Raw genomic sequence first — 19,006 nt, 5'->3', positions numbered from 1 at the left:
CGCCGACGCAGACCGCCTCGACCCAGCGCGCCCAGGCGGGCGGCATCCAGCTCCCGCTGGTCGTCAGCACCGTCGTCTCGCTGCGCGCCGCCCCTTGCGCGAACCACAGCCGCCCCGTCGCGCGATCCACCGAGAAGGCGTCGCGCCAGGTTCCGCCGTCGGCGCTGACCTTGAGCCGCAAGTCGTCGTCGCCGATCAGCCCCAGCTCGGCCCGGCCACCCCATCCGCTCTGGAGCAGCAGGGACAGGACGTCGCCGGCCCCCTGTTTGTTGAAGGTGAAGCGCAGGTCGCCGTCGCCGCCGCTTCCGCTCTCCAGCGCTGTCCACAGCGCCTTGTTCAGCCGGGCGGCGAAGGCGTTCGTGGCGTCCGCCTCGGTGTTCACGCCCAGGCGGGTCAGGTTCTGCAAGACCGTGACCGGCTCGACCGCCCCCGACAGCGGCGCCCAGGCGCCGGCTCGACGAACCAGAACCTCTTCGCTGTCCAGCACCACGGCCAGCAGGCCGTCGGGCGCCGTCACGAGGCTCCAGCCCCCGGCCTCGGCCCGCAGCAGACTGCCCGCCGGCCGCCCGGCCCAGAACGCCCCGGTCGCCCCGGTCGGCAATATATAGAGGGCGCCATCGGCGGGCGCGGCCGGTTCGGCGGCGGTCGTGCGGCTGACCACCGCCGTCTGGGCCAGGGCGTCCAGACGCGTCAGCGCCTCGTTCAGGGTCACGTGTTTCTGCAGTTGTCCGGCCGCCAGATAGGGCAGGCCCAGCCGCGCGCTGGCGTTGTCGCTCATCGATTGATCTCCAAAGGTTGGAGGATCAGTCTGCTCAGGCCCGCAACCACGGCGCGTTGAACAGCGGCGGCGCACGGCAAAGCCGGGAAATCAACGGGATTGGCCTGCTCGGTTGCGCGCGAGGTTCCGCGTCCGGCGCGCGGCTCTCGACACGCGACGCCCCTGTCGGATATCGCCAAGGGAGCGGTCCGCCGCGTTGTTTCGCGAGGACGTTCGCTTGATCTCACCGTTGAAGGCCGCGATCCACTTGGCGGCGCTCGGCCTTCTGGCCGCGCCCGCCGCGGTCGCTCTGGCGGCGCTGAGCCGCATAGGCCACCGCTGGACCGACATCCTGGCCCAGTTCCCGGCTCCGGCTCTGGCCGCGACGCTGGCGCTGACCCTGCTTTACGCCGTGCTGCGCCTGCGGCCCGCCGTGATCGCGGGGCTGGGCGTCACCGTCCTTCTGGTCCTCGCCTTCTGGCCCCAGTGGTTCCCGCGCGGCGGCGCCCTGCCGCGCGAGGGCGCGGCGACGTTGAGCGTCTATTCGGCCAATCTGTGGGCCTGGAACGAGGACGTGGACGCCATCGCCCGCTCCATCGACGAGGCGAACGCCGACATCGTGGTCCTGGTCGAACTGGGCGACGCGCCGACGGCCCAGCTGGATCGCGTTCTGGCGGGTTATCCGCACCGCGTGCTGACCGCCCGCGTGGATCGGCCCAGCGGCGCGGCGCGCGCGGCCATCGCCTCGCGTTATCCGCTGACCGCCATCGCCGACCGGGCCGACGGCCTGGTCTCGGTCGCCGCCACGGCCCGGACGCCGCTCGGCCCCGTCAACGTCATCGGCGCCCACCTGACCCGGCCCTGGCCCTTCCAGTATCAATGGGGGCAGATCAATCAGGCGACGGCCCTGGCCGCCATCCGCCGCGACATGACCGGCCCAGTCATCGCCGCCGGCGACTTCAACAGCGTGTCCAGCGCCCGCATCGGCCGTCAGATTCAGACCGAGGCCGGCCTGATCCCCGCCCCCGGCTGGCCCGGCACCTGGCCCGCGGCCGCGCCGTCAGCGGTCGGCATGACCATTGATCAGGTCTGGCGCTCGCCCGATCTGGCCCTGCTGGAGCGCAGACTGGGCCGCAAGACCGGTTCGGACCACCGCCCCGTCATCACCCGCTTCACCCTGGCGGCAGAAGCGCCCTGAGCCGCTCCTCGTGGCCGTGATCGGGGAAGTCGTCCGCGATCCAGTCTGCCTCGAAGGCCTTCAGCACCCGCCCCGTCTCCGGCCCCGGCGCCAGCCCCAGCTTCGCCAGATCGCGCCCGCCGACCGGCAGGGACGGCCGCGACCAATCCTGCGCCAAAGCCAGCAGTCGCCGCGCGCCGTCCGCATCGCCGCCCGCCGCCCAGGCCCGCAGAACCCGGTCCTCGAAGGCCTGTCGCCCGTCGCGGTATATGGCCGCCCGCGCCTGCGGCTCCGTCAGCGCCATCGTCGCCTCGCCGCTCACCGCCTCGACCAGACGGTCGCACTGGGCGTTGGACAGGCGCAGCCGCCGCGCGACCTCGGCCGCCTGCACCGGATCAACGGGCAGCAGGGTCGACAGCCGCTGCACCGGATCGCCGCTCAAATCCGTCATCGCCTCGAACAGCGCCAGGCCGGTCGGCTCCGGCACGACCCGCCCCAGCACGCCTGCTCTATCCATCAGCCGCACCGCCGGGCGCGGATCGGGCGCGGCCAGCAGCTTCAGCAACTCCTTGGACACCCGCTCGGCCGACAGCCGCTCGACGCCCTCGGCCATCGCGGCGCAGGCCGCCACCGCCGCAGCATCCGGCGCGCCCCGTCCGTACCAGGCATGGAATCGATAGAAGCGCAGGATGCGCAGATAGTCCTCGCGGATGCGGCCCTCGGGCTCGCCGACAAAGACGATCCGCCCCGCCATGGCGTCGTCGAACCCCTGCCCCGTCGGGTCCAGAATAACGCCGTCCGCGTCGGCGTAGAGGGCGTTCAGGCGAAAGTCGCGTCGTCCCGCATCCTCGGCCCAGTCGGTGGTGAAAGCCACCGTGGCGCGCCGCCCATCGGTCGAGACGTCGCGGCGCAGGGTGGTGATCTCGAACGGCTGATGCTCCGAGATCGCCGTCACCGTGCCGTGCTCGATGCCGGTCGGGACCGACCGCAGCCGGGCCGCCTTCAGCGCCGCGACCACGGCATCCGGCGTCAGGGTCGTGGCGATGTCGATGTCGTCGATGGGCGCGCCGATCAAGGCGTTGCGCACGCAGCCGCCAACGAAGCGCGCGCAGTCCGGCCCGCCCGCCGCCGCCAGCGCCGCCGTCACCGCCCGCGTGGCCGAGGCCGTCAGCCAGTCCTGCCCTTCCAGCCGGTGCGTCACGCCGCGTCCTCGGCGGCGGCGGCCAGCGGTTCCGGCTCGTCGCCATACAGACGCCCGAACAGGCCCTTCAGAATGCCCGCCGTCGCGCCCCAGATGTAGCGCTCGCGATAGGGCATGGCCCAGAACCAGCGGCGCGGGCCGCTTTCCGGGTCATAGAAGTCGCGACGGTGATTGGCCGGATCCATCAGGAAATCCCACGGCGCCTCGAACACTTCGGCCACTTCAGCCGGCGACGGCGTGACCAGCGGCGGCGCGGTCAGCCAGCCCACCACCGGCGTGACCAGAAACCCCGTCACCGTCTCATAGGGATCGCCCAGCCCCAGCAGCTCGACCACGCCGGGGTCCAGCGCCACCTCCTCGAAGGCTTCGCGCAGCGCCGCCTGCCCCGCCGTCTCGCCAGGGTCCAGCCGCCCGCCGGGAAAGGCGATCTGGCCGGTGTGGCTGGCCAAGCTGTCCGAGCGCCGCGTCATCAGCACGGTCGGCCCCTCGGCGTGGGCGATGATCGGCACCAGGACGGCGGCGGGACGCAGTTCGTGCGCCGGCCGCTCCGTGCCGGGGTTCAGATCATAGTCCGACCGAATGGCCGTCCGCTCGGGCGTCCAGTCGCTCACCGGGTCCAGATGAGCCTCGAGCCTTTGCCTCAGACTGCTGCAACTCATTCCACGCTTCCCAAGGAGAAGACTTCGCTGCTGGACCGCACCACCAGGCGCCCATCCACCGTCTCGGCCCGCTCGACCAACTCATAGAAGACCGGCCGCGCGATCCGCGCCCACAGGTCGGCCCGCACATGGACGCGCGGCGCCGGTTCTCCGGTCGCGGCGTCCGTCTCTACGATTATGGGATGGTTGGCGCCCGCTTCGACATCATCGCCGACGTCGGTCGTAAAGGTCAGCACGCCATCCGCCGCCCGAACGGTCACGGCGCGGAACGGCAGGTCTTCGACCCTGATCTTCAGCTTTTCCGCGGGCGTGACCAGGTGATAGCCGTCCGGGTCCTTTCGCAGCACCGTCGAGAACAACCGCACCAGTTCGGCCCGGCCGATGGGCGAGCCTTCATGCATCCACACGCCATCGGCGCGGATCAGGATGTCGATGTCGCCGCAATGTTCGGGATGCCACAGATGCACCGGCGGCAGGCCGCGCCCCGGCGCCTGGCGGGCGGCCTCGGCGACGCCGGACAGGCCGGAAGGTGAAGTCGTCGGTTCGCGCGTCATGGCGAAACTATGGGCCGGGTCGGGCGCGGGGAAAAGGGCCGCCGCGCCTCTATCGGGCGCAAACTAGGCGACGCGTCCCTTGACCGGCCGCACCGCGCCGACCGGCTCGGCCGCGCTGATCGGCAGCCACATCACCCGGCGCGGATCCACCGGCCCGGCGAACACGGCTTGCGGCGCCGCCACGAAACCGAAGCGCGAAAAATAGGGCGGATCGCCGATCAGCAGCACCCCGTCCAGCGTCATCGCCTTCGCCTCATCGAGACAGGCCCGCACCAGTTCCGCGCCCAACCCGCCACGACGGCTGGCGGCGTCCACGGCGATCGGTCCCAGAAAGACGGAGCGCGTCTCGCCCACGGTGATCGACCACAGCCGCACCGAACCGATCAGCCGCTCGCCCTCAAACGCGCAGAAGCCCACGGCAAGCTCCGCCGCCTCGCGCAGACGTTCCGCCGTCTTGGCGAAGCGGCCGGGACCAAAGGCGGCCAGCACCAGAGCGTCGATGGCGGTCGCGTCGCTCGCCGTCTCGCGGACGATGCGAACGGGGACAGCGACGTTGGCGACATTGGCGGGGGTGGCGACGGCGTTCATGCGCGGCGCCTAGACCCCCTGCCCCCTCGAATCAATCGCGTTTGCGAGAAATCAGCCGGCTTTCGAGAAATCCGGCACCCGTTTCTGGCTGAAGGCCATGAAGGCCTCCATCGCTTCGGGGCTGCGCATCTGCGAGCCGAAGACATGGGCCTCGCGCTGCATCAGGTTCCACAAGGCCTCGGCGTCGCGCATCAGGGCCTTGGTCTTGCGGATCGAGTTCGGCGCCCGCTGGGCCAGCTTGTCGGCCAGTTGGCGCGCCGTGGCGTCGACCTGATCGGCCGGAACCGCGCGATTGGCGATGCCCCAGGCCAGGGCCGTCTTGCCGTCGATGGCCTCGCCCAGGGCGAAGATCTCGAACGCGCGTTGGTGGCCGATCACCGCCGGCAGCAACAGGGTCGAGGCCGCCTCGGGCGCCAGGGCCAGGTTGATGAAGGGCGCCGACAGCAGGGCATCCTCGGCCACCACCACCATGTCGCAGTGCAGCAACAGAGTCAGGCCGATGCCCACGGCGCGCCCGCGCACCGCCGCAACCGCCGGCTTGTCGAGGTCCGCCAGAGCCTTGAGGAAGCGGAACACGCCCATCTCGACCATGTCGCCGGTCGTCTGGCCGATGGCGATGAAGTCGGCGATGTCGTTGCCGGCCGAAAACGAGTCCCCCTCGCTGCGGAACAGAACCACGCGCACGGCGTCGTCGACCTTGGCTCGCTCGGTCGCCTCGGCCAAGGCCGTGTACATGGCCTGGGTGATGGCGTTCTTCTTGTCCGTCCGGTCGAAAACGACCGTCAGGACGCCGCCGTCCAGATCGACCTTGATGTGTTCGCTCATTGTTGTCCTGCCTCCGTCAGTGTCCACCAATCGACGCCCGCCTCATCGCGGTCGCGTCGGGCCCGCCCCTCGCGGGCCAGATAGTTCAGATGCGCGATCGCCTCGCCGGTCGCCATGCTCAGCACCTCGTCGCCCACCGGGCGCGCGAACAGGGCCGCAAAGACATCAACAGCGCGTGACGGCGCCTTCAGCGTCCGCTCCAGCCGCTTCAACGCGACTTCGTGGCCCCGGATCAGGGCCTCCAGCCGGGTGGTGACGCCGTAGAAGGGCTCGCCGTGCGACGGCAGGACGAACAGGTCGCCCGGCAGTCGCGCCTTCAGCGCCTCCAGCGACCGAAGCCATTCGCCCAGAGGATCGCCCTCGGGCTCGGTCGGCCAGACGGAGACGTTCGAGGAAATGCGCGGCAGGATCTGATCGCCGGACAGCATGATGCCGTCGCTCTCGCGCCACAGACAGACGTGTTCGGGGCAATGGCCTTCGCCGATCACCACGCGCCAGTCGCCGTCGCCGATCCGCACCACGTCGTCCTCTGACAGCCGCAGATAGGCCGCTGGCATGGCCGACACCGCCTTGCCGAACCCGCCGTAGCCGGTTCGCCAGCGCGCGATCTGCTCGTCGTTCCAACCCGCCGCGCGATAGAAGATCTCGCCCGAATCCGGCGCTGGCTGCCCCTCGTCGGCGATCAGCATCCGGGCCGTCACATATTCCAGCCGCGACATCAGCAACGGCGCGTCGAACCGCGCGCACAGCCAGCCGGCCAGGCCGATATGGTCCGGGTGCATATGGGTGCAGATGACGCGCTTGACCGGCTTGCCGCCCAGCGGCCCCGCCAGCGCCGCCTCCCAGCCCGCCTTGGACGCTTCGGTCTTCAGCCCCGTGTCCACCAGGGTCCAGCCGTCGCCGTCCGCCAGGGCGTAGACGTTGATATGGTTCAGACTCATCGGCAGCGGCAGACGCAGCCACAGCACGCCCGGCGCGACCTCGACCGCCTGACCCGGCTCGGGCGGCGCCCCCGACGGATAGGTCAGGCCGCGCGCGGTCGTCGCCGCCTCATCGCTTATCGCGCCGTCCGCCAAGTCCGTCTCCAATCGCAACCCTCGCCGGTTTAAGCCGATTGAACGGTTCGGGTCCAGACCCGACTCGCGCGGCCGTGCTTGACCAGACTGAAAGACCCCGCCAAGGCTTCGCGCATCCAGTAGAGGCCGAGGGAGCCCTTCCAGTGACCATCAAACGTTTCAGCCGCGCCTTGGGCATCGCCGTCGGCCTGACCCTCATGTCCTTGAGCCCGACGCTCGCCACGGCCCAGGAGTACGGTGCGCCGGCCCAACAGGGCAACGAACGCGCCGGTAACGAGCGCGCCGCGCCCGACCGCGCCAATGGCGACCGCCGCGACCGTCGTCAGCAGCGCCAGCGCCAGCGCCAGCAAGCCCCCGCCCCGGTCGATCCGGCGGTGATCAAGGCGGAAGTGGAAGCGGTCTTCGCCGCCGGCACGACCCCCTGTCAGGTGACGGACGCCAGGCTGCTCGGCGTCAGCGCCGAACAGGTGAAGATCTACGAGGCCGCCTGCGCCGGCGCGCCCGGCTATATCGTCGTCGCCTCCACCCCGCCGCAGTTCGCGGACTGCCTGGTTCTGGCCAGTCAGGCCGCCAACGCCCGCGCAGCCAATCCCGAAGCGCCGCCCAGCCAGACCTGCGCTCTGCCGGGCAATCAGGACACCATGGGCTTCCTGAAGGCCTACGCGACCCAGGCCGGCGTCGCCTGCACGGTGGATGAAGCCAAGGTTCGCGGTCAGTCGAGCGGCGGCGTCGTCGTCTACGAGATCGGCTGCGCCGGCGCGGACGGCTACTGGATTCAGAAGAACGCCTCGGGCTGGGAGAAGACCGAGTGCCTGCAGATCCTCAGCCAGAACGCCACCTGCCAGTTCACCACCCCGGCTGAACAGGCCGCCACGGTCAAGTCCTGGCTGGCCGGCTCGGACGCCGCTGCTTGCGATGTCCAGCAGGTCCGCCTGATGGGCCAGAACGCCAACGGCCGCTTTGTCGAAATGACCTGCGCCGGCGCGGACGGCGCCATCATCCGCCTGAACGCTGAACGCGCTGTCCAGCAGGTCTATCCCTGCGCCACGGCCCAGCAGATCGGCGGCGGCTGCAAGCTGACGACCACGCCTCCGGCCGCGACGCCGCAAGCCTGATCGACATCTGATCATTGATCGACTGAGACGCCGCCGGAGCGATCCGGCGGCGTCTTTGTTTTCCGCTTTAGTTTAGGCGACCTCTTTTCGCCGAACGCGACGCGCCTTAGCCTTGCCGTCATGCGCATCGCCACCTGGAACGTGAACTCGGTCAACGCCCGCCTGCCCACCGTGCTGGCCTGGCTGGAATCCGCCAATCCCGACGTCGTCTGCTTCCAGGAAATCAAATGCGTGGATGAGAAATTCCCGCGCGAGGCCTTCGAGAGCCTGGGCTACAACGTCGAGACCCACGGTCAGAAAACCTATAACGGCGTCGCCATCCTGTCGAAGTTTCCCCTGTCCGACATCCGGCGCGGCCTGCCCGGCGACGACAGCGACGAACAGGCCCGCTACATGGAGGCCCTGATCGAGGCCCCGGTTCCGGTGCGCGTGGCGTCGATCTATCTGCCGAACGGCAATCCGCTCGGGACTGAGAAGTTTCCGTACAAGCTGGCCTGGTTCCAGCGCCTGCACGACCACGCCAAGGCCCTGCTGGCCTTTGAAGAGCCGCTGGCCCTGTGCGGCGACTACAACTGCATCCTGACGCCCGACGACGCGGCCAAGCCCGACGACTGGATCAACGACGCCCTGTTCCAGCCGGAAACGCGCGCGGCGCTGAACGCCATGAAGTGGCTGGGCCTGGCGGACGCCCACGACCTGGGCGGCGAGCGCAAGGGAACCTACACCTTCTGGGACTATCAGGCCGGCGCCTGGCAGAGGAACAACGGCATCCGCATCGACTACGCCCTGCTGTCCCCCCAGGCCGCCGACCGTTTCCGCGGCATCGAGACCCACCGCGAGGCTCGCGACATGGACAAGCCCAGCGACCACGTTCCCGTGGTGGTCGACCTCGATCTGGAGGCCTGACGCATGAGCGAGGCGTTCAGGGTCATCCTGCTGATCGCCCTGACCGCCGCCTTCCTGACGACGGGCGCCCTGATGCTGTCCTGGTGGATGGAGCCCGAGCGGCGCCTGAAGCGGGCGCTGATGAAGACGCTGGGGGTCAAGGCCGACACTGAGGCCCTGTCCCCCGCCGAGGGCCGCGCCGCCGGGCTGGATTTCGACGGCGGCCAGGTGGTGGTCCTGTGGAAACGCGGGTCCCAGGGCCTGGTCTACGCCTTTGACGAGGTCGAGGGCGGCGAGATCATCGTCGACGGCCACGTCGTGGCCCGCGCCCGGCGCGGCGCTCTGCGCAAGGATCTGGACGTCGTCGTGCCCGAGGCCGAGCAGGTCGTGCTGCGCCTGATGTTCAGCGACACCCGCAGTCCCGAGTTCGAACTGGCCCTGTGGAACGCCGACCTTCCGGCCTCCACCGGTTCGCCGTCCGAGGCGCTGCGGCTGGGGCGCCGCTGGTTGTCGCACGTCGAAGCCCTGATGAAGCGCTGATCGCCCTTCCCGCCCCCTTCCCGGCCTCGCCGCGGAAGGCTAGAACCCCCGCCTCTACTGTTTACCGCGTTTTCAGGAGCCCGCCGTGGCCCGTCTCTTCGACGCCTACATCATCGCCGACTGGACCGCCGCCGAAGGCAAGAAGCTGGGCGAGCAGACCCTGTGGGTCGGCGTGGCCAAGCGCGACGTGCGTTTCCGCCTCTATACCGAGACCCACAACGTCGCCACGCGCGCCGAGGGCGAGGCCCTGATCGCCGACCTGCTGGCTGAGCACCGCAAGCGCGGCGACCGCGTTCTGGTCGGTTTCGACTTCGATTTCGGCTTCCCCGCCGGGACGGCTGAGCGGCTCAAGCTCGAGGGTCGTCCGTGGGAGGCCATGGGCAAGTTCCTGGCCGTCAACATCGTCGACAAGGCCGACAACACCAACAACCGCTATCAGGTCGCGGCCAAGATGAACCGGCTGATGACGGACCAGGCCTGGCCCTTCTGGGGCGCGCCCGCCAGCCAGGCCCAGCGCTGGCTGACCACGACCAAGCCGCCCGAAGGCGCCGGCGCCGACATCCCCGAGTTCCGCGCCACCGAACTGGCTGCGCGCAAGGACAAGCTGCCGCCCAAGAGCGTCTGGCAGATGCACGGCGCGGGCGCCGTCGGCGGCCTGACCCTGGTCGGCGTGCCCATGCTGCGCCGTCTGCTGGACAAGCTGGGCGCCTCGGCCGCCGTCTGGCCCTTCAACACCGGCTGGCGTGAACTGACCGAAGCCGACGTCGAGCCCCTGTCGGCCGTCGTGGTCGAAGTCTGGCCCGCCCTGTTCGACGCCAAGCGTCAGGTCAACGCCGAGGGCGTCAAGGAATACAAGACCCAGGCCCAGGTCCGCACCGCCGCCGAAGCCTTCGCCCAGATGGACGACGCGGGCACGTTGCAAAAGGCGTTTGCGCCGCCGAAGACCGCGGACGAAGCCCTGATCGGCCAGATCGAGGGCGAAGAAGGCTGGATCCTGGGGGTGTAACACCTCCCCAGCCGTCACTCCCCCTCCCCGCTCATCCCGGCGAAGGCCGGGATCCAGATCATATGGCGGGTTGGTCAGCATTGAGGACTGAGGTGCGCCTTCTGAACCAGGCGGCGAGCCTTACAATCTGGATCCTGGCCTTCGCCGGGATGAGCGAGTAAGGGAACGGGCTACGTCACATAGTCCGCCAGCATGTCGTGCCACGTCGGATTGCGTTCCTCGATCAGCCGCAGCTTCCAAGAGCGTCGCCACTCCTTGATGGCCCGCTCGCGACGGAAGGCGCTTTCGCGGGTTTCATGCCATTCGGCCCAGACAAGGGTCTTGCAGCCGTGAGCACGAGTGAAGCGGGGCATCAGGCCCTGGGCATGCTCATGGACGCGTCGCCCGAGGTTGTCCGTGTGGCCAGTGTAGATGACGCCATTGCGGCGGTTGGCGACGATACAGCCCCAGAACCCTTCCGTGCCGTCGTCGCGCATCGCGCGCCTACCCGATCAGCACCCGCGCCGCCGCCCGCGCCTCGTCGGTGATCTCGGCGCCGGACAGCATCCGGGCGATTTCTTCCTGGCGGGGATGCGGGTCCAGCACGTCGATGGAGGTGCGGGTGTGGCCGTCGTGGTCGGCCTTGCGGACCTTCCAGTGGGCGTGGCCGCGCGAGGCGACCTGGGGGCTGTGGGTGACGACCAGGACCTGGGCGCCCTTGGACAGGCGTTGCAGGCGACCGCCGACGGCCTCGGCCACGGCGCCGCCGACGCCCTGATCGACCTCGTCGAAGATCATGACCGGCTGACGCTGGTCCTCGCGGCTGGCCAGGGCCGCCTTCATGGCCAGCGCAAAGCGGGCCAGTTCGCCGCCCGAGGCCACGGTGTCCAGCGGGCCGAAGGGCGTGCCGGCGTTGGTGGCGACCTCGAAGCGCACCGTCTCGACGCCCAGAGGCCCGCGGCGGTTCTCGACGGGATCCAGGGTGACGCGGAAACGGGCGCGCTCCAGCTTGAGCGGGCCCAGCTCGGCCATGACGGCGGCGACCAGACGATCCCCCGCCGCTTCACGCGCCGAGCTCAGCAGCATGGCGGCCACGTCATAGGCCTCGATCGCCACGGCCACGTCACGGCGGGCGTTGGTCAGGGCCTCGGCCCCGTCCTCGATCAGGCGCAGTTGCTCGCGCAGACGCACCCGCAGCGCCGGCAGGGCGTCGACCGTGGTGTTCAGCTTGCGGGCGGCGGCGCGCAGGGCGAACAGACGCTCCTCGGCCTTGTCCAGGCGGCCCGGTTCGAAGTCGAAGGCGTCGGCGGCGGCGTCGACGGCGGCGACGGCCTCGGTCGCCTCGACCAGGGCGCGGTCCACGGCTTCGGCGGCCAGGCCCAGCTTGACGATGATGAGGTTGTCGCCCTCGGCCCCCGCCTGAACCGCGCGCTGGCGCGCGTGTTCGACGGCGCGCAAGGCCGAGGCCAGACGCTGGCTCAGCTTGTCGCCGCCCAGCAGGTTGCGGGCGTCGGCCAGATCGGCCACGGCCTTTTCCGAGGCCCCCAGGATAGCGCGCTCGCCCGCCAGTTCGGTCTCTTCGTCCGGCTGCGGGTCCAGGGCGTCGAGGTCGGCCAGATTGAGCGCGATCTCCTCGGCCTTGGCGGCGGCTTCGGCGGCGGAGGCCTCGAGCTCGTCCAGACGTCCCTGCGCGGCCTTCAGCCGGTCGGCGGCGGCGGCGACGCCCGACAGCTGGGGTTGCAGGCCGCCGTAGTTGTCCAGCAGGGCGCGGTGGGTCTTCCAGTCCAGCAGGCCGACGGTCTCGTGCTGGCCGTGCACCTCGACCAGCAAGGCGCCGATCTCGCGCAGGGCGGTGACGCCCGCCGGCTGGTCGTTGACGTAGGCCCGGCTGCGGCCGTCAGCCGAGACGACGCGGCGCAGGATCAGCTCTTCGCCCGGCGCGACCTCGAAACCGCGCTCGGTCAGCAGGTCGATGACAGCGGCGTCGTCGGGGGCGGTGAAGACGGCGGTGGCGATCGCCTGTTTGGCGCCGGAACGCACCAGCCCCGCATCGCTGCGCGCGCCGAGGGCCAGGCCCAAGGCGTCGAGAATGATGGACTTGCCGGCCCCGGTCTCGCCGGTCAGCACGGTCAGGCCTTCGCCGACCTCCAGGTCGAGGGCGTCGACGAGAACGACGTCACGGATCGAGAGTGTGGTCAGCATGGGCCAGCTTGATTCGACTTTACAGCCCACTGTAGCCGGAAACAGAAAGGGAACGCAGCGTCTTTCCGCAGTTCCCCCTCAGATCAGGCCCCGCCGGGGATGATACGCTGCAGCCAGCTTTCGCGCTTGGCTTCCGGCTGGACGTCCGGGCGCTGGCCGCGCTCGGTCAGCAGGGCGTAGGCCTCGGCGTACCAGGGGCTGCCCGGATAGTTGTGGCCCAGGACGGCGGCGTTGCGCGTCGCCTCCTCGTTCAGACCCAGCGACACGTTGACCTCGACCAGACGATAGAGGGCCTCAGGCGTGTGCGAGCTGCGCTGGAAGGCTTCGTTGTTGATCACGGCCTTGTAGCGGTTGATCGCGGCCAGCGGCTGGTTGGCGCGCTGATAGAAGCGGCCCACGGCCATTTCCTTGCCGGCCAGCTGGTCGTTGACCATGTCGATCTTGACGCGGGCGTCGGTGGCGTAAGGCGTATTGGGATAGCGACGCGCCACGTCGCGCAGGCCGACCAGGGCGGCCTCGGCAAAGGCCTGGTCCCGGCCCACATCGACGATCTGCTCGAAGTTGCAGATGGCGCGCATGTAGAAGGCGTAGGCCGCCGACGGATTGCCGGGGAACAGGGCGATGAAGCGGTCGGCCGCCGCGATGGCGTCCTGATAGTTATTGTTCTGATAGTAGGCGTAGACCTGCATCAGGATCGCGCGACGCGACCATTCCGAATAGGGGTGCTGACGCTCCACTTCCTGGAAATAGTCGACGGCGTCGGTCCAGCGCTTGGACTGCAGGCGCTGATAGCCCGTGTTGTAGAGCAGCTCGACCGGGCGTTCCTCATAGGCCAGTCGCTGACGCGGCTTGGTCCCCGAGCAGGCGGAAACCGTCAGGGCGGCGACGGCGACCGTCATCAGGATCAGGCCGGAACGGGACTTCGAAGCGGGCAAGGGCGACCTCTCAAGATGCCTTGGTCACAGCGCACCCCCGGTGCGCCGCTGTCGTGTTGCGATCTCTATAGCAGCGACGGCGACCATGCCAATGCAGCGAAATCCGTCATGACGGGTTGATGCGAGGCGATCCGCTGCTAAAGAGCGCGTCCAGAAACGACTGCGCTCATTGGCGCAGCGATGACGGCAAAAGGATGACCGGTAATGAAGCTGCTCTCTGGCAATTCGAACCGGACTCTGTCCCAGGCCATCGCCACCCACCTCGACATGCCGCTGACCAAGGCCCAGGTGAAACGATTCGCCGACAACGAGGTTTTCGCCGTCATCGAGGAGAACGTCCGCGGCGAGGACGTCTTCATCATCCAGTCGACCTCCTATCCGGCCAACGACAACCTGATGGAGCTACTGATCATGACCGATGCGCTGGTGCGCGCCTCGGCCAAGCGGATCACGGCCGTCATGCCCTACTTCGGCTACGCCCGTCAGGACCGGAAGACCGGCGGCCGCACCCCCATCTCGGCCAAGCTGGTCGCCAACCTGATCACCCGCGCGGGCGCCGACCGGGTCCTGACCATGGACCTGCACGCCGGCCAGATTCAGGGCTTCTTCGACATTCCCACCGACAATCTGGTGGCCACGCCGGTCCTGGCCCAGGACATCAAGGACCACTATCCGCGCGGCGACGACCTGATGATCGTCTCGCCCGACGTCGGCGGCGTGGTGCGCGCCCGTTCGCTGGCCAAGCGGCTGGATGCGGACCTGGCCATCGTCGACAAGCGCCGCCCCAAGGCGGGCGAGAGCGAGGTCATGAACATCATCGGCGACGTTGAAGGGCGCCGCTGCATCCTGTTCGACGACATCGTCGATTCGGGCGGCACCCTGGTGAACGCCGCCCAGGCCCTGATCGACCGCGGTGCCACCGAGGTCTCGGCCTATATCAGCCACGGCGTCCTGTCGGGTCCGGCGGTCCAGCGCGTCGCCAACGGCCCGCTGAAGGAACTGGTCATCACCGATTCCATCGAGCAGCCTGACGAAGTTTTGAAGTGCGGGAAGATCCGCGCGGTTTCCGTGGCCCCTCTGATCGGCGAAGCTATCCGCCGCATCGCCAATGAGGAATCGGTCTCGAAGCTGTTCGATTAATCTTCGAATAACCATTCCCTCGGCGATATAAGTCGCTTCAGTTCCAGGGACGCGCTTCAGTGCGTCCCGCGTCCGATACGAGGGAAGCTCGCCGATGTCCCTGGCCTCAATGCGCCGCGGCCTGTCCGTCACCGCCATCGCCGCCGCCGCCGTTCTGGCCGGCTGTTCGACGCCGGAACCGGCGCCGCCCGCGCCGCCCCCGGTCGTCTCGCCGCCCCCGGCGGTCAGCCTGAACGAAAGCGTGGCCCATGCGGCGTCGGTCTATGTGGCCTATGTGCGCCAGGTCGGCTCCATCAAGGCCGGCTTCCCCGACGCGGAATCGATCCAGGCGGCCCTGCGGACCGGGTCCGCTTCCGATGCGGCGCAGCTGTCGCGGGGCATGATCGCCTACGGCTCGATCCTGGCCCTGCAATCGCCCGAGTATGTCGCCGGCGTGCGCCAGTTCGGCGCGGACCCGGCCCAGCGTCAGCGCATGATCGCCAGCATCATCGCCGACCCGGCCTACGCCGCCACCCTGCCCGGCGCCGAGGCCGCGGCCGGACTGATCGTCTCGACCATGGGCAAGGACATCGAGGCCCTGACCGCCATCGCCGAGGCGGTGGAAGGCGACGCCTATACGATTCAGGAACGCCGCGACCCGCGTCGCCGCTGGGCCGTCCAGCCCGTGGCCGACCGCGCAGGTCGACTGGAAGGGGCCAAGACCCGGTCGGTGGCGCAACTGCCCTCGGCCGAGGAAAGCGCCCGCCTGTTCGCCGCCGCCCACAGCGGCTCGGGACTGAATCTGACGCCGGCGCAGCGCGGCGCGCCCTTCACCCCCGCCGTCGTCAACTCGTTGGCCATCGCGGCCCTGGCCGCCCTGGGCGCCGCTGGCGAGGACGCCAAGACGAACACCGACGCCCTGTCGACCGAATCGAACAACGAGTTCTGCACCAATATGTCCAGGCTGATGCTGTTCCAGTGCCTGGCGGCGTCGCGTCCCAGCTATGAGGACATGTTCTGCGCCGGCCGTCACATCGTGCGCGATCTGGCGACCTGCACGGCCCAGTACACCGGGCCCATAGCGCCCCCGGCGACGCCGGTCGTGGCCATCGCCGAGACCAATCCCACTCCGGGAAGCGGCATGAACTGACGCCGAGGCGGGCTGAAACGACCGGGGCGGTTGCGTCCTCCCCCTGATCCGTGTAATAGCCCGCGCTCTTGAATTCGAGGGTTCATGACCCCGCTGCGCGGGCCCTGGTTGGCGCGGCGTTACTGTTGTTATTGAGGCGAGCCCGATGGCCGAGATCATTCTGAACGTTGACGTCCGTGAAGGCGTGGGCACCGGCAGCGCACGTGCTGTTCGTCGCTCGGGCGCCGTGCCTGGCATCCTGTACGGCGGCGACAAGGCCCCCGTCGCGATCTCGGTGAACGAGAAGGACTTCCGCAAGTCCCTCTACACCGGCAAGCTGCTGGGCCACCTGGTGACCCTGAAGTACGGCGAAGAGACCCAGCCGGTCATCGCCAAGACCGTTCAGTTCGACCCGGTTTCGGACCGTCCGCTGCACTTCGACCTGATGCGCGTCGACGCCAAGGCTCCGATCAAGATCGAGATCGCCGTTCACTTCAAGAACGCTGACGAAGCCCCCTTCACGCGCGCCGGCGGCATGCTGGAAGTCGTCCGTCACTCGGTCGAGATCCTGGTCGCCGCCGACCAGATCCCCGAAGAGCTGGTCGTGGACCTGAAGGGCCGCGAAATCGGCGAAACCATCCGCATGTCGGACATCGCCCTGCCGAAGGGCGCCTCGGCGACCATCACCGACCGCGACTTCGTGATCGCCACGATCAAGAACTCGGCTGCCTCGCAGTCGGACGCCGGTGACACCACCGCTGAAGCCGAAGCCTAAGAGGCATTCTTTCCCTATCGCTTCGCGCTCGGCGCGAAGCTACTTGAGGGAAGACGCCAAGATTTCAGCCCCGCCCGGTTCGCCGGCGCGGGGCTTTTCTTTGCCCGAGGCACAGGGCATGAGAGCCGCATGATCATCATCGCAGGGCTCGGCAATCCGGGCGCCAAATACGAAAAGAACCGCCACAACATCGGTTTCATGGCCGTAGACGAGATCGCCAGCCGCTGGCGCTTCGGCCCCGCGCGGGCCAAGTTCCAGTCCGTCGTCAGCGAAGGCGAGGTCGAGGGGACCAAGGTCCTGCTGATGAAGCCCCAGACCTATATGAACGACAGCGGTCGAGCCGTCGGCGAGGCGGCGCGCTTCTACAAGATCAAACCCAGCGAGATCATCGTGTTCCACGACGAGATCGACCTGGCCCCCGGTCGTTTCCGCATGAAGACCGGCGGCGGCGCCGCGGGCCAGAACGGCGTCCGCAGCCTGATCAGCCATATCGGCGCCGACTTCCGCCGCGCCCGTATGGGCATCGGCCACCCTGGCGAGCCGCAGTTGGTCCACGCCCACGTCCTGGGCGATTTCCACAAGGCCGACAAGCCCTGGCTGGACGCCATGCTGCAGGCCTGCGCCGACGCCCTGCCCTTCGCGGTTTCCGGCGACGACGAACGCTATCAGGGCGAGGTCATGCGCCTGGCCCCGGCGCCGAAATTCAGCCCCAGGCAGGCGGCGCGGGGGGAGTAACTCCTGCTTTCCTAACCACTTGTGGGGAGGGGGACCGCGTAGCGGTGGAGGGCAGCGCAAACGTCCGCCGTCGAGTCGCCCCCTCCTTACGTCGCCTTCGGCTCCGCGCCACCTCCCCATGGAATGGGGAGGAAAGAAGCCGCTTCAATCCGTCGTCGTCCACACCGCGTTCAAGGTCGTCGCCCCGTTCGCTGGGACCGTCAGGGTCCAGACCGGGTAGCCCGTGTCGTCGATGCGACTGCGCGCCGACTGGCTGCGGATGCGGAAGCCACGCTGCATGGCGGCGCTGGCGCCCAGTTCCACCGTCACGGGCTCCGACCGGGCGTTGGTGACCGTGGTCTCGATCTCGGTGCGTTCCGTCGTCACCGCGCCGCGCGTCGTGCGGCCCGACTTCACCAGCCGCGTCTGCACCCGAACGTCCGGCGATTCGCCAAAGCCGAGACGCACCGACAGGCCGACGCCCTTGTCCACAAACCGGTCCTGACCGGCCAACATGACGCCGCCCGATCCGTCCGGCTGCATCACCGCCACCGAACCGCCCGGCAGGGCGACGCCGAGACCGGCGGCTTCCTCATTCTTCAGCTTGAGAACGATCACCGTCGGCCGCGACTCATCGTCCTGATCGAGCACGTTCGCCCGATAGACCCGCTCATAGGCCACGCCCTCGCGCTCCAGGAAGCGCACCTGCTTGGTCTGACGCGCGGCGACCGTCGTCGGTCCCGGCAGGGTGTAGATCTTGTAGTCGCCCAGCTCGCCCTGCCGGGCGATGCGGCTGCCGGTGACGACAATGTCCTGAACCTCGGAGCGCGCCATGGCCATGGGGGCGGGCGGCGGAGGCGGAGGCGGAGGCGGCGGTGGGGGCGGCCCTCCATAGGTCTCATGCTCTTCGGAGCCGAAGGTCGTCGTCCCCTGCGGCCAGCAGCCGTTTTGCTGATAGCGGACCAGCGGCTCGACCGGCACGGTGCCCGCCTCCTTCCTCAGCGTCCCCGCGACCACCTGAACCGGAGCGTCGGGGAAGCCCGTGCCGCCGAAATTGGCCAGGGTCAGCCAGCCGGTCAGGTCCAGCGTCCCGTCCGACGGATCCAGCCGCGCCACATAGTCGGCCGACCACTGCAGCCCCGTCGCCAGATAGGCCAGGGTGACGGTGTGGCGCCCGGCCCGCCCGGCCCGCGTGCGGACCGACAGCACCGGCTGATCGCCCAGCCCCTCGGGCACGCGGTCGAAGATGACGCGCTCGGTCTGGCCCGAGCAGTCCAGAGCCTCGAACCGGCCGTCGATCTCCAGCACCGTGCCTCGCGCCCCCGCGCGGATGACAGCGGCTTTCTCGACCTGTTCGCCGGTCGCCGGGTTGGTGCGGACGACGCGCACCACCTCGCCCACCGACTTCTCCATCAGGCTGGCGGGCGACAGCAGGTCGAAGTCGGCGTTGCGCTCGACCACATGGGCGGGCAGGCCCTCCAGCACCGCGCTCTGCGGCACCACGCCGGTGGCCAGGCCGCGAAAGCGGATGATCCCCTCGCCCGCTGGCAGGTCGACCGTGCGCGTCTCGACGATAAGGGCCAGACCCTCGCGGTCCAGCCGGTTCCACGACTGACGCGACTGCTCCATCAGTTGCACGGTATCGACCGGCTGGTCGCGATAGATGACCACGGTCGCCGTGTTAGGGCGCGCGGAAACGCTCTCGGACTGCGCCCAGGCGGTGGGCGCGACGAGGCTGAGGGCCGTGGTGATCGCCAACAGGCGGCGCAT

The 19,006-nt window shown here is 69.2% G+C and carries 20 protein-coding genes; 9 read left to right on the top strand and 11 right to left on the bottom strand.

The window, feature by feature from the left end; genetic code table 11:
• On the bottom strand, positions 1 to 778 hold a 778-nt coding region (locus ACREEF_RS03540; RefSeq protein ID WP_431564231.1), incomplete at its 3' end, for a DUF2793 domain-containing protein.
• Between the two features lie 217 nt (positions 779 to 995).
• On the opposite strand from ACREEF_RS03540, the gene ACREEF_RS03535 reads away from it, so the two are divergent.
• Complete coding sequence (locus tag ACREEF_RS03535; protein ID WP_431564230.1) at positions 996 to 1,955, top strand: endonuclease/exonuclease/phosphatase family protein; 960 nt, start codon at positions 996 to 998, stop codon at positions 1,953 to 1,955.
• Here ACREEF_RS03535 and ACREEF_RS03530 read toward each other — a convergent pair.
• From ACREEF_RS03530 to ACREEF_RS03505, 6 genes are all read right to left on the bottom strand, one after another.
• On the bottom strand, positions 1,930 to 3,135 hold the full coding sequence (locus ACREEF_RS03530) for a CCA tRNA nucleotidyltransferase (RefSeq protein ID WP_431564229.1): 1,206 nt from the start codon (positions 3,133 to 3,135) through the stop codon (positions 1,930 to 1,932). The genes ACREEF_RS03535 and ACREEF_RS03530 overlap by 26 nt on opposite strands.
• Entirely contained in the window at positions 3,132 to 3,794 is a 663-nt protein-coding gene (locus tag ACREEF_RS03525; RefSeq protein ID WP_431564228.1) for a CoA pyrophosphatase, read from the bottom strand. Before ACREEF_RS03525 ends, ACREEF_RS03530 begins: the two co-directional genes overlap by 4 nt.
• Complete coding sequence (locus tag ACREEF_RS03520; RefSeq protein WP_431564227.1) at positions 3,791 to 4,348, bottom strand: DUF1285 domain-containing protein; 558 nt, start codon at positions 4,346 to 4,348, stop codon at positions 3,791 to 3,793. The genes ACREEF_RS03525 and ACREEF_RS03520 overlap by 4 nt, the downstream gene beginning before the upstream one ends.
• Positions 4,349 to 4,411: 63 nt before the next feature.
• The gene (locus ACREEF_RS03515) at positions 4,412 to 4,936 is read right to left on the bottom strand and encodes a GNAT family N-acetyltransferase (RefSeq protein ID WP_431564226.1); all 525 of its coding nucleotides are present in this window, start codon (positions 4,934 to 4,936) and stop codon (positions 4,412 to 4,414) included.
• A gap of 51 nt (positions 4,937 to 4,987) precedes the next feature.
• Positions 4,988 to 5,761, bottom strand: coding sequence for an enoyl-CoA hydratase (locus tag ACREEF_RS03510; RefSeq protein WP_431564225.1), 774 nt, complete (start codon positions 5,759 to 5,761; stop codon positions 4,988 to 4,990).
• The gene (locus ACREEF_RS03505; protein ID WP_431564224.1) at positions 5,758 to 6,837 is read right to left on the bottom strand and encodes an MBL fold metallo-hydrolase; all 1,080 of its coding nucleotides are present in this window, start codon (positions 6,835 to 6,837) and stop codon (positions 5,758 to 5,760) included. The genes ACREEF_RS03510 and ACREEF_RS03505 overlap by 4 nt, the downstream gene beginning before the upstream one ends.
• Positions 6,838 to 6,980: 143 nt before the next feature.
• On the opposite strand from ACREEF_RS03505, the gene ACREEF_RS03500 reads away from it, so the two are divergent.
• The 4 genes from ACREEF_RS03500 (at position 6,981) to ACREEF_RS03485 (ending at position 10,383) form a co-directional block, all read left to right on the top strand.
• A complete protein-coding gene (locus ACREEF_RS03500) occupies positions 6,981 to 7,952 on the top strand; it encodes a hypothetical protein (protein ID WP_431564223.1) in 972 nt (323 codons plus the stop codon).
• Between the two features lie 120 nt (positions 7,953 to 8,072).
• The gene (locus ACREEF_RS03495) at positions 8,073 to 8,858 is read left to right on the top strand and encodes an exodeoxyribonuclease III (RefSeq protein ID WP_431564222.1); all 786 of its coding nucleotides are present in this window, start codon (positions 8,073 to 8,075) and stop codon (positions 8,856 to 8,858) included.
• A gap of 3 nt (positions 8,859 to 8,861) precedes the next feature.
• Positions 8,862 to 9,377 carry a hypothetical protein gene (locus ACREEF_RS03490; protein WP_431564221.1) on the top strand — a complete coding sequence of 172 codons (516 nt, stop codon included), beginning with the start codon at positions 8,862 to 8,864 and terminating at the stop codon, positions 9,375 to 9,377.
• 85 nt (positions 9,378 to 9,462) lie between these two features.
• Complete coding sequence (locus ACREEF_RS03485) at positions 9,463 to 10,383, top strand: cobalamin biosynthesis protein CbiG (protein WP_431564220.1); 921 nt, start codon at positions 9,463 to 9,465, stop codon at positions 10,381 to 10,383.
• 170 nt (positions 10,384 to 10,553) lie between these two features.
• Here the strand turns inward: ACREEF_RS03485 and ACREEF_RS03480 are convergent, their stop codons facing one another.
• From ACREEF_RS03480 to ACREEF_RS03470, 3 genes are all read right to left on the bottom strand, one after another.
• A complete protein-coding gene (locus tag ACREEF_RS03480; protein WP_431564219.1) occupies positions 10,554 to 10,859 on the bottom strand; it encodes a GIY-YIG nuclease family protein in 306 nt (101 codons plus the stop codon).
• A gap of 7 nt (positions 10,860 to 10,866) precedes the next feature.
• On the bottom strand, positions 10,867 to 12,564 hold the full coding sequence (gene recN / locus ACREEF_RS03475; protein ID WP_431564218.1) for a DNA repair protein RecN: 1,698 nt from the start codon (positions 12,562 to 12,564) through the stop codon (positions 10,867 to 10,869).
• A gap of 83 nt (positions 12,565 to 12,647) precedes the next feature.
• Positions 12,648 to 13,463, bottom strand: a complete 816-nt coding sequence (locus tag ACREEF_RS03470) for an outer membrane protein assembly factor BamD (protein WP_431564233.1) — start codon at positions 13,461 to 13,463, stop codon at positions 12,648 to 12,650.
• A gap of 240 nt (positions 13,464 to 13,703) precedes the next feature.
• Here ACREEF_RS03470 and ACREEF_RS03465 point away from each other — a divergent pair, with 240 nt between their 5' ends.
• The 4 genes from ACREEF_RS03465 (at position 13,704) to pth (ending at position 17,257) form a co-directional block, all read left to right on the top strand.
• Positions 13,704 to 14,639 (top strand): ribose-phosphate pyrophosphokinase, encoded by a 936-nt coding sequence (locus tag ACREEF_RS03465; protein ID WP_431564217.1) that lies wholly within the window; start codon positions 13,704 to 13,706, stop codon positions 14,637 to 14,639.
• Between the two features lie 94 nt (positions 14,640 to 14,733).
• Complete coding sequence (locus ACREEF_RS03460; protein WP_431564216.1) at positions 14,734 to 15,768, top strand: hypothetical protein; 1,035 nt, start codon at positions 14,734 to 14,736, stop codon at positions 15,766 to 15,768.
• 145 nt (positions 15,769 to 15,913) lie between these two features.
• On the top strand, positions 15,914 to 16,522 hold the full coding sequence (locus ACREEF_RS03455) for a 50S ribosomal protein L25/general stress protein Ctc (protein ID WP_431564215.1): 609 nt from the start codon (positions 15,914 to 15,916) through the stop codon (positions 16,520 to 16,522).
• 129 nt (positions 16,523 to 16,651) lie between these two features.
• Positions 16,652 to 17,257, top strand: coding sequence for an aminoacyl-tRNA hydrolase (gene pth, locus ACREEF_RS03450; protein WP_431564214.1), 606 nt, complete (start codon positions 16,652 to 16,654; stop codon positions 17,255 to 17,257).
• 144 nt (positions 17,258 to 17,401) lie between these two features.
• On the opposite strand, the gene ACREEF_RS03445 is transcribed toward pth, so the two are convergent.
• Positions 17,402 to 19,006 carry a DUF4139 domain-containing protein gene (locus tag ACREEF_RS03445; protein ID WP_431564213.1) on the bottom strand — a complete coding sequence of 535 codons (1,605 nt, stop codon included), beginning with the start codon at positions 19,004 to 19,006 and terminating at the stop codon, positions 17,402 to 17,404.

The organism is Brevundimonas sp., assembly GCF_050729455.1.
Classification (GTDB): domain Bacteria; phylum Pseudomonadota; class Alphaproteobacteria; order Caulobacterales; family Caulobacteraceae; genus Brevundimonas.
The sequence above is the reverse complement of the archived record's forward strand: the minus strand, read 5'-3'. Positions and strand labels throughout refer to the sequence as shown.

Coding starts and splice junctions, on each gene's coding strand:
- ACREEF_RS03495 (WP_431564222.1), top strand. CDS start 8,073: ATGCGCATCGCCACCTGGAACGTGAACTCGGTCAACGCCCGCCTGCCC.
- recN (WP_431564218.1), bottom strand. CDS start 12,564: ATGCTGACCACACTCTCGATCCGTGACGTCGTTCTCGTCGACGCCCTC.
- ACREEF_RS03480 (WP_431564219.1), bottom strand. CDS start 10,859: ATGCGCGACGACGGCACGGAAGGGTTCTGGGGCTGTATCGTCGCCAAC.
- ACREEF_RS03465 (WP_431564217.1), top strand. CDS start 13,704: ATGAAGCTGCTCTCTGGCAATTCGAACCGGACTCTGTCCCAGGCCATC.
- ACREEF_RS03510 (WP_431564225.1), bottom strand. CDS start 5,761: ATGAGCGAACACATCAAGGTCGATCTGGACGGCGGCGTCCTGACGGTC.
- ACREEF_RS03455 (WP_431564215.1), top strand. CDS start 15,914: ATGGCCGAGATCATTCTGAACGTTGACGTCCGTGAAGGCGTGGGCACC.
- ACREEF_RS03445 (WP_431564213.1), bottom strand. CDS start 19,006: ATGCGCCGCCTGTTGGCGATCACCACGGCCCTCAGCCTCGTCGCGCCC.
- ACREEF_RS03525 (WP_431564228.1), bottom strand. CDS start 3,794: ATGAGTTGCAGCAGTCTGAGGCAAAGGCTCGAGGCTCATCTGGACCCG.
- ACREEF_RS03520 (WP_431564227.1), bottom strand. CDS start 4,348: ATGACGCGCGAACCGACGACTTCACCTTCCGGCCTGTCCGGCGTCGCC.
- ACREEF_RS03470 (WP_431564233.1), bottom strand. CDS start 13,463: ATGACGGTCGCCGTCGCCGCCCTGACGGTTTCCGCCTGCTCGGGGACC.
- ACREEF_RS03460 (WP_431564216.1), top strand. CDS start 14,734: ATGTCCCTGGCCTCAATGCGCCGCGGCCTGTCCGTCACCGCCATCGCC.
- ACREEF_RS03515 (WP_431564226.1), bottom strand. CDS start 4,936: ATGAACGCCGTCGCCACCCCCGCCAATGTCGCCAACGTCGCTGTCCCC.
- ACREEF_RS03490 (WP_431564221.1), top strand. CDS start 8,862: ATGAGCGAGGCGTTCAGGGTCATCCTGCTGATCGCCCTGACCGCCGCC.
- pth (WP_431564214.1), top strand. CDS start 16,652: ATGATCATCATCGCAGGGCTCGGCAATCCGGGCGCCAAATACGAAAAG.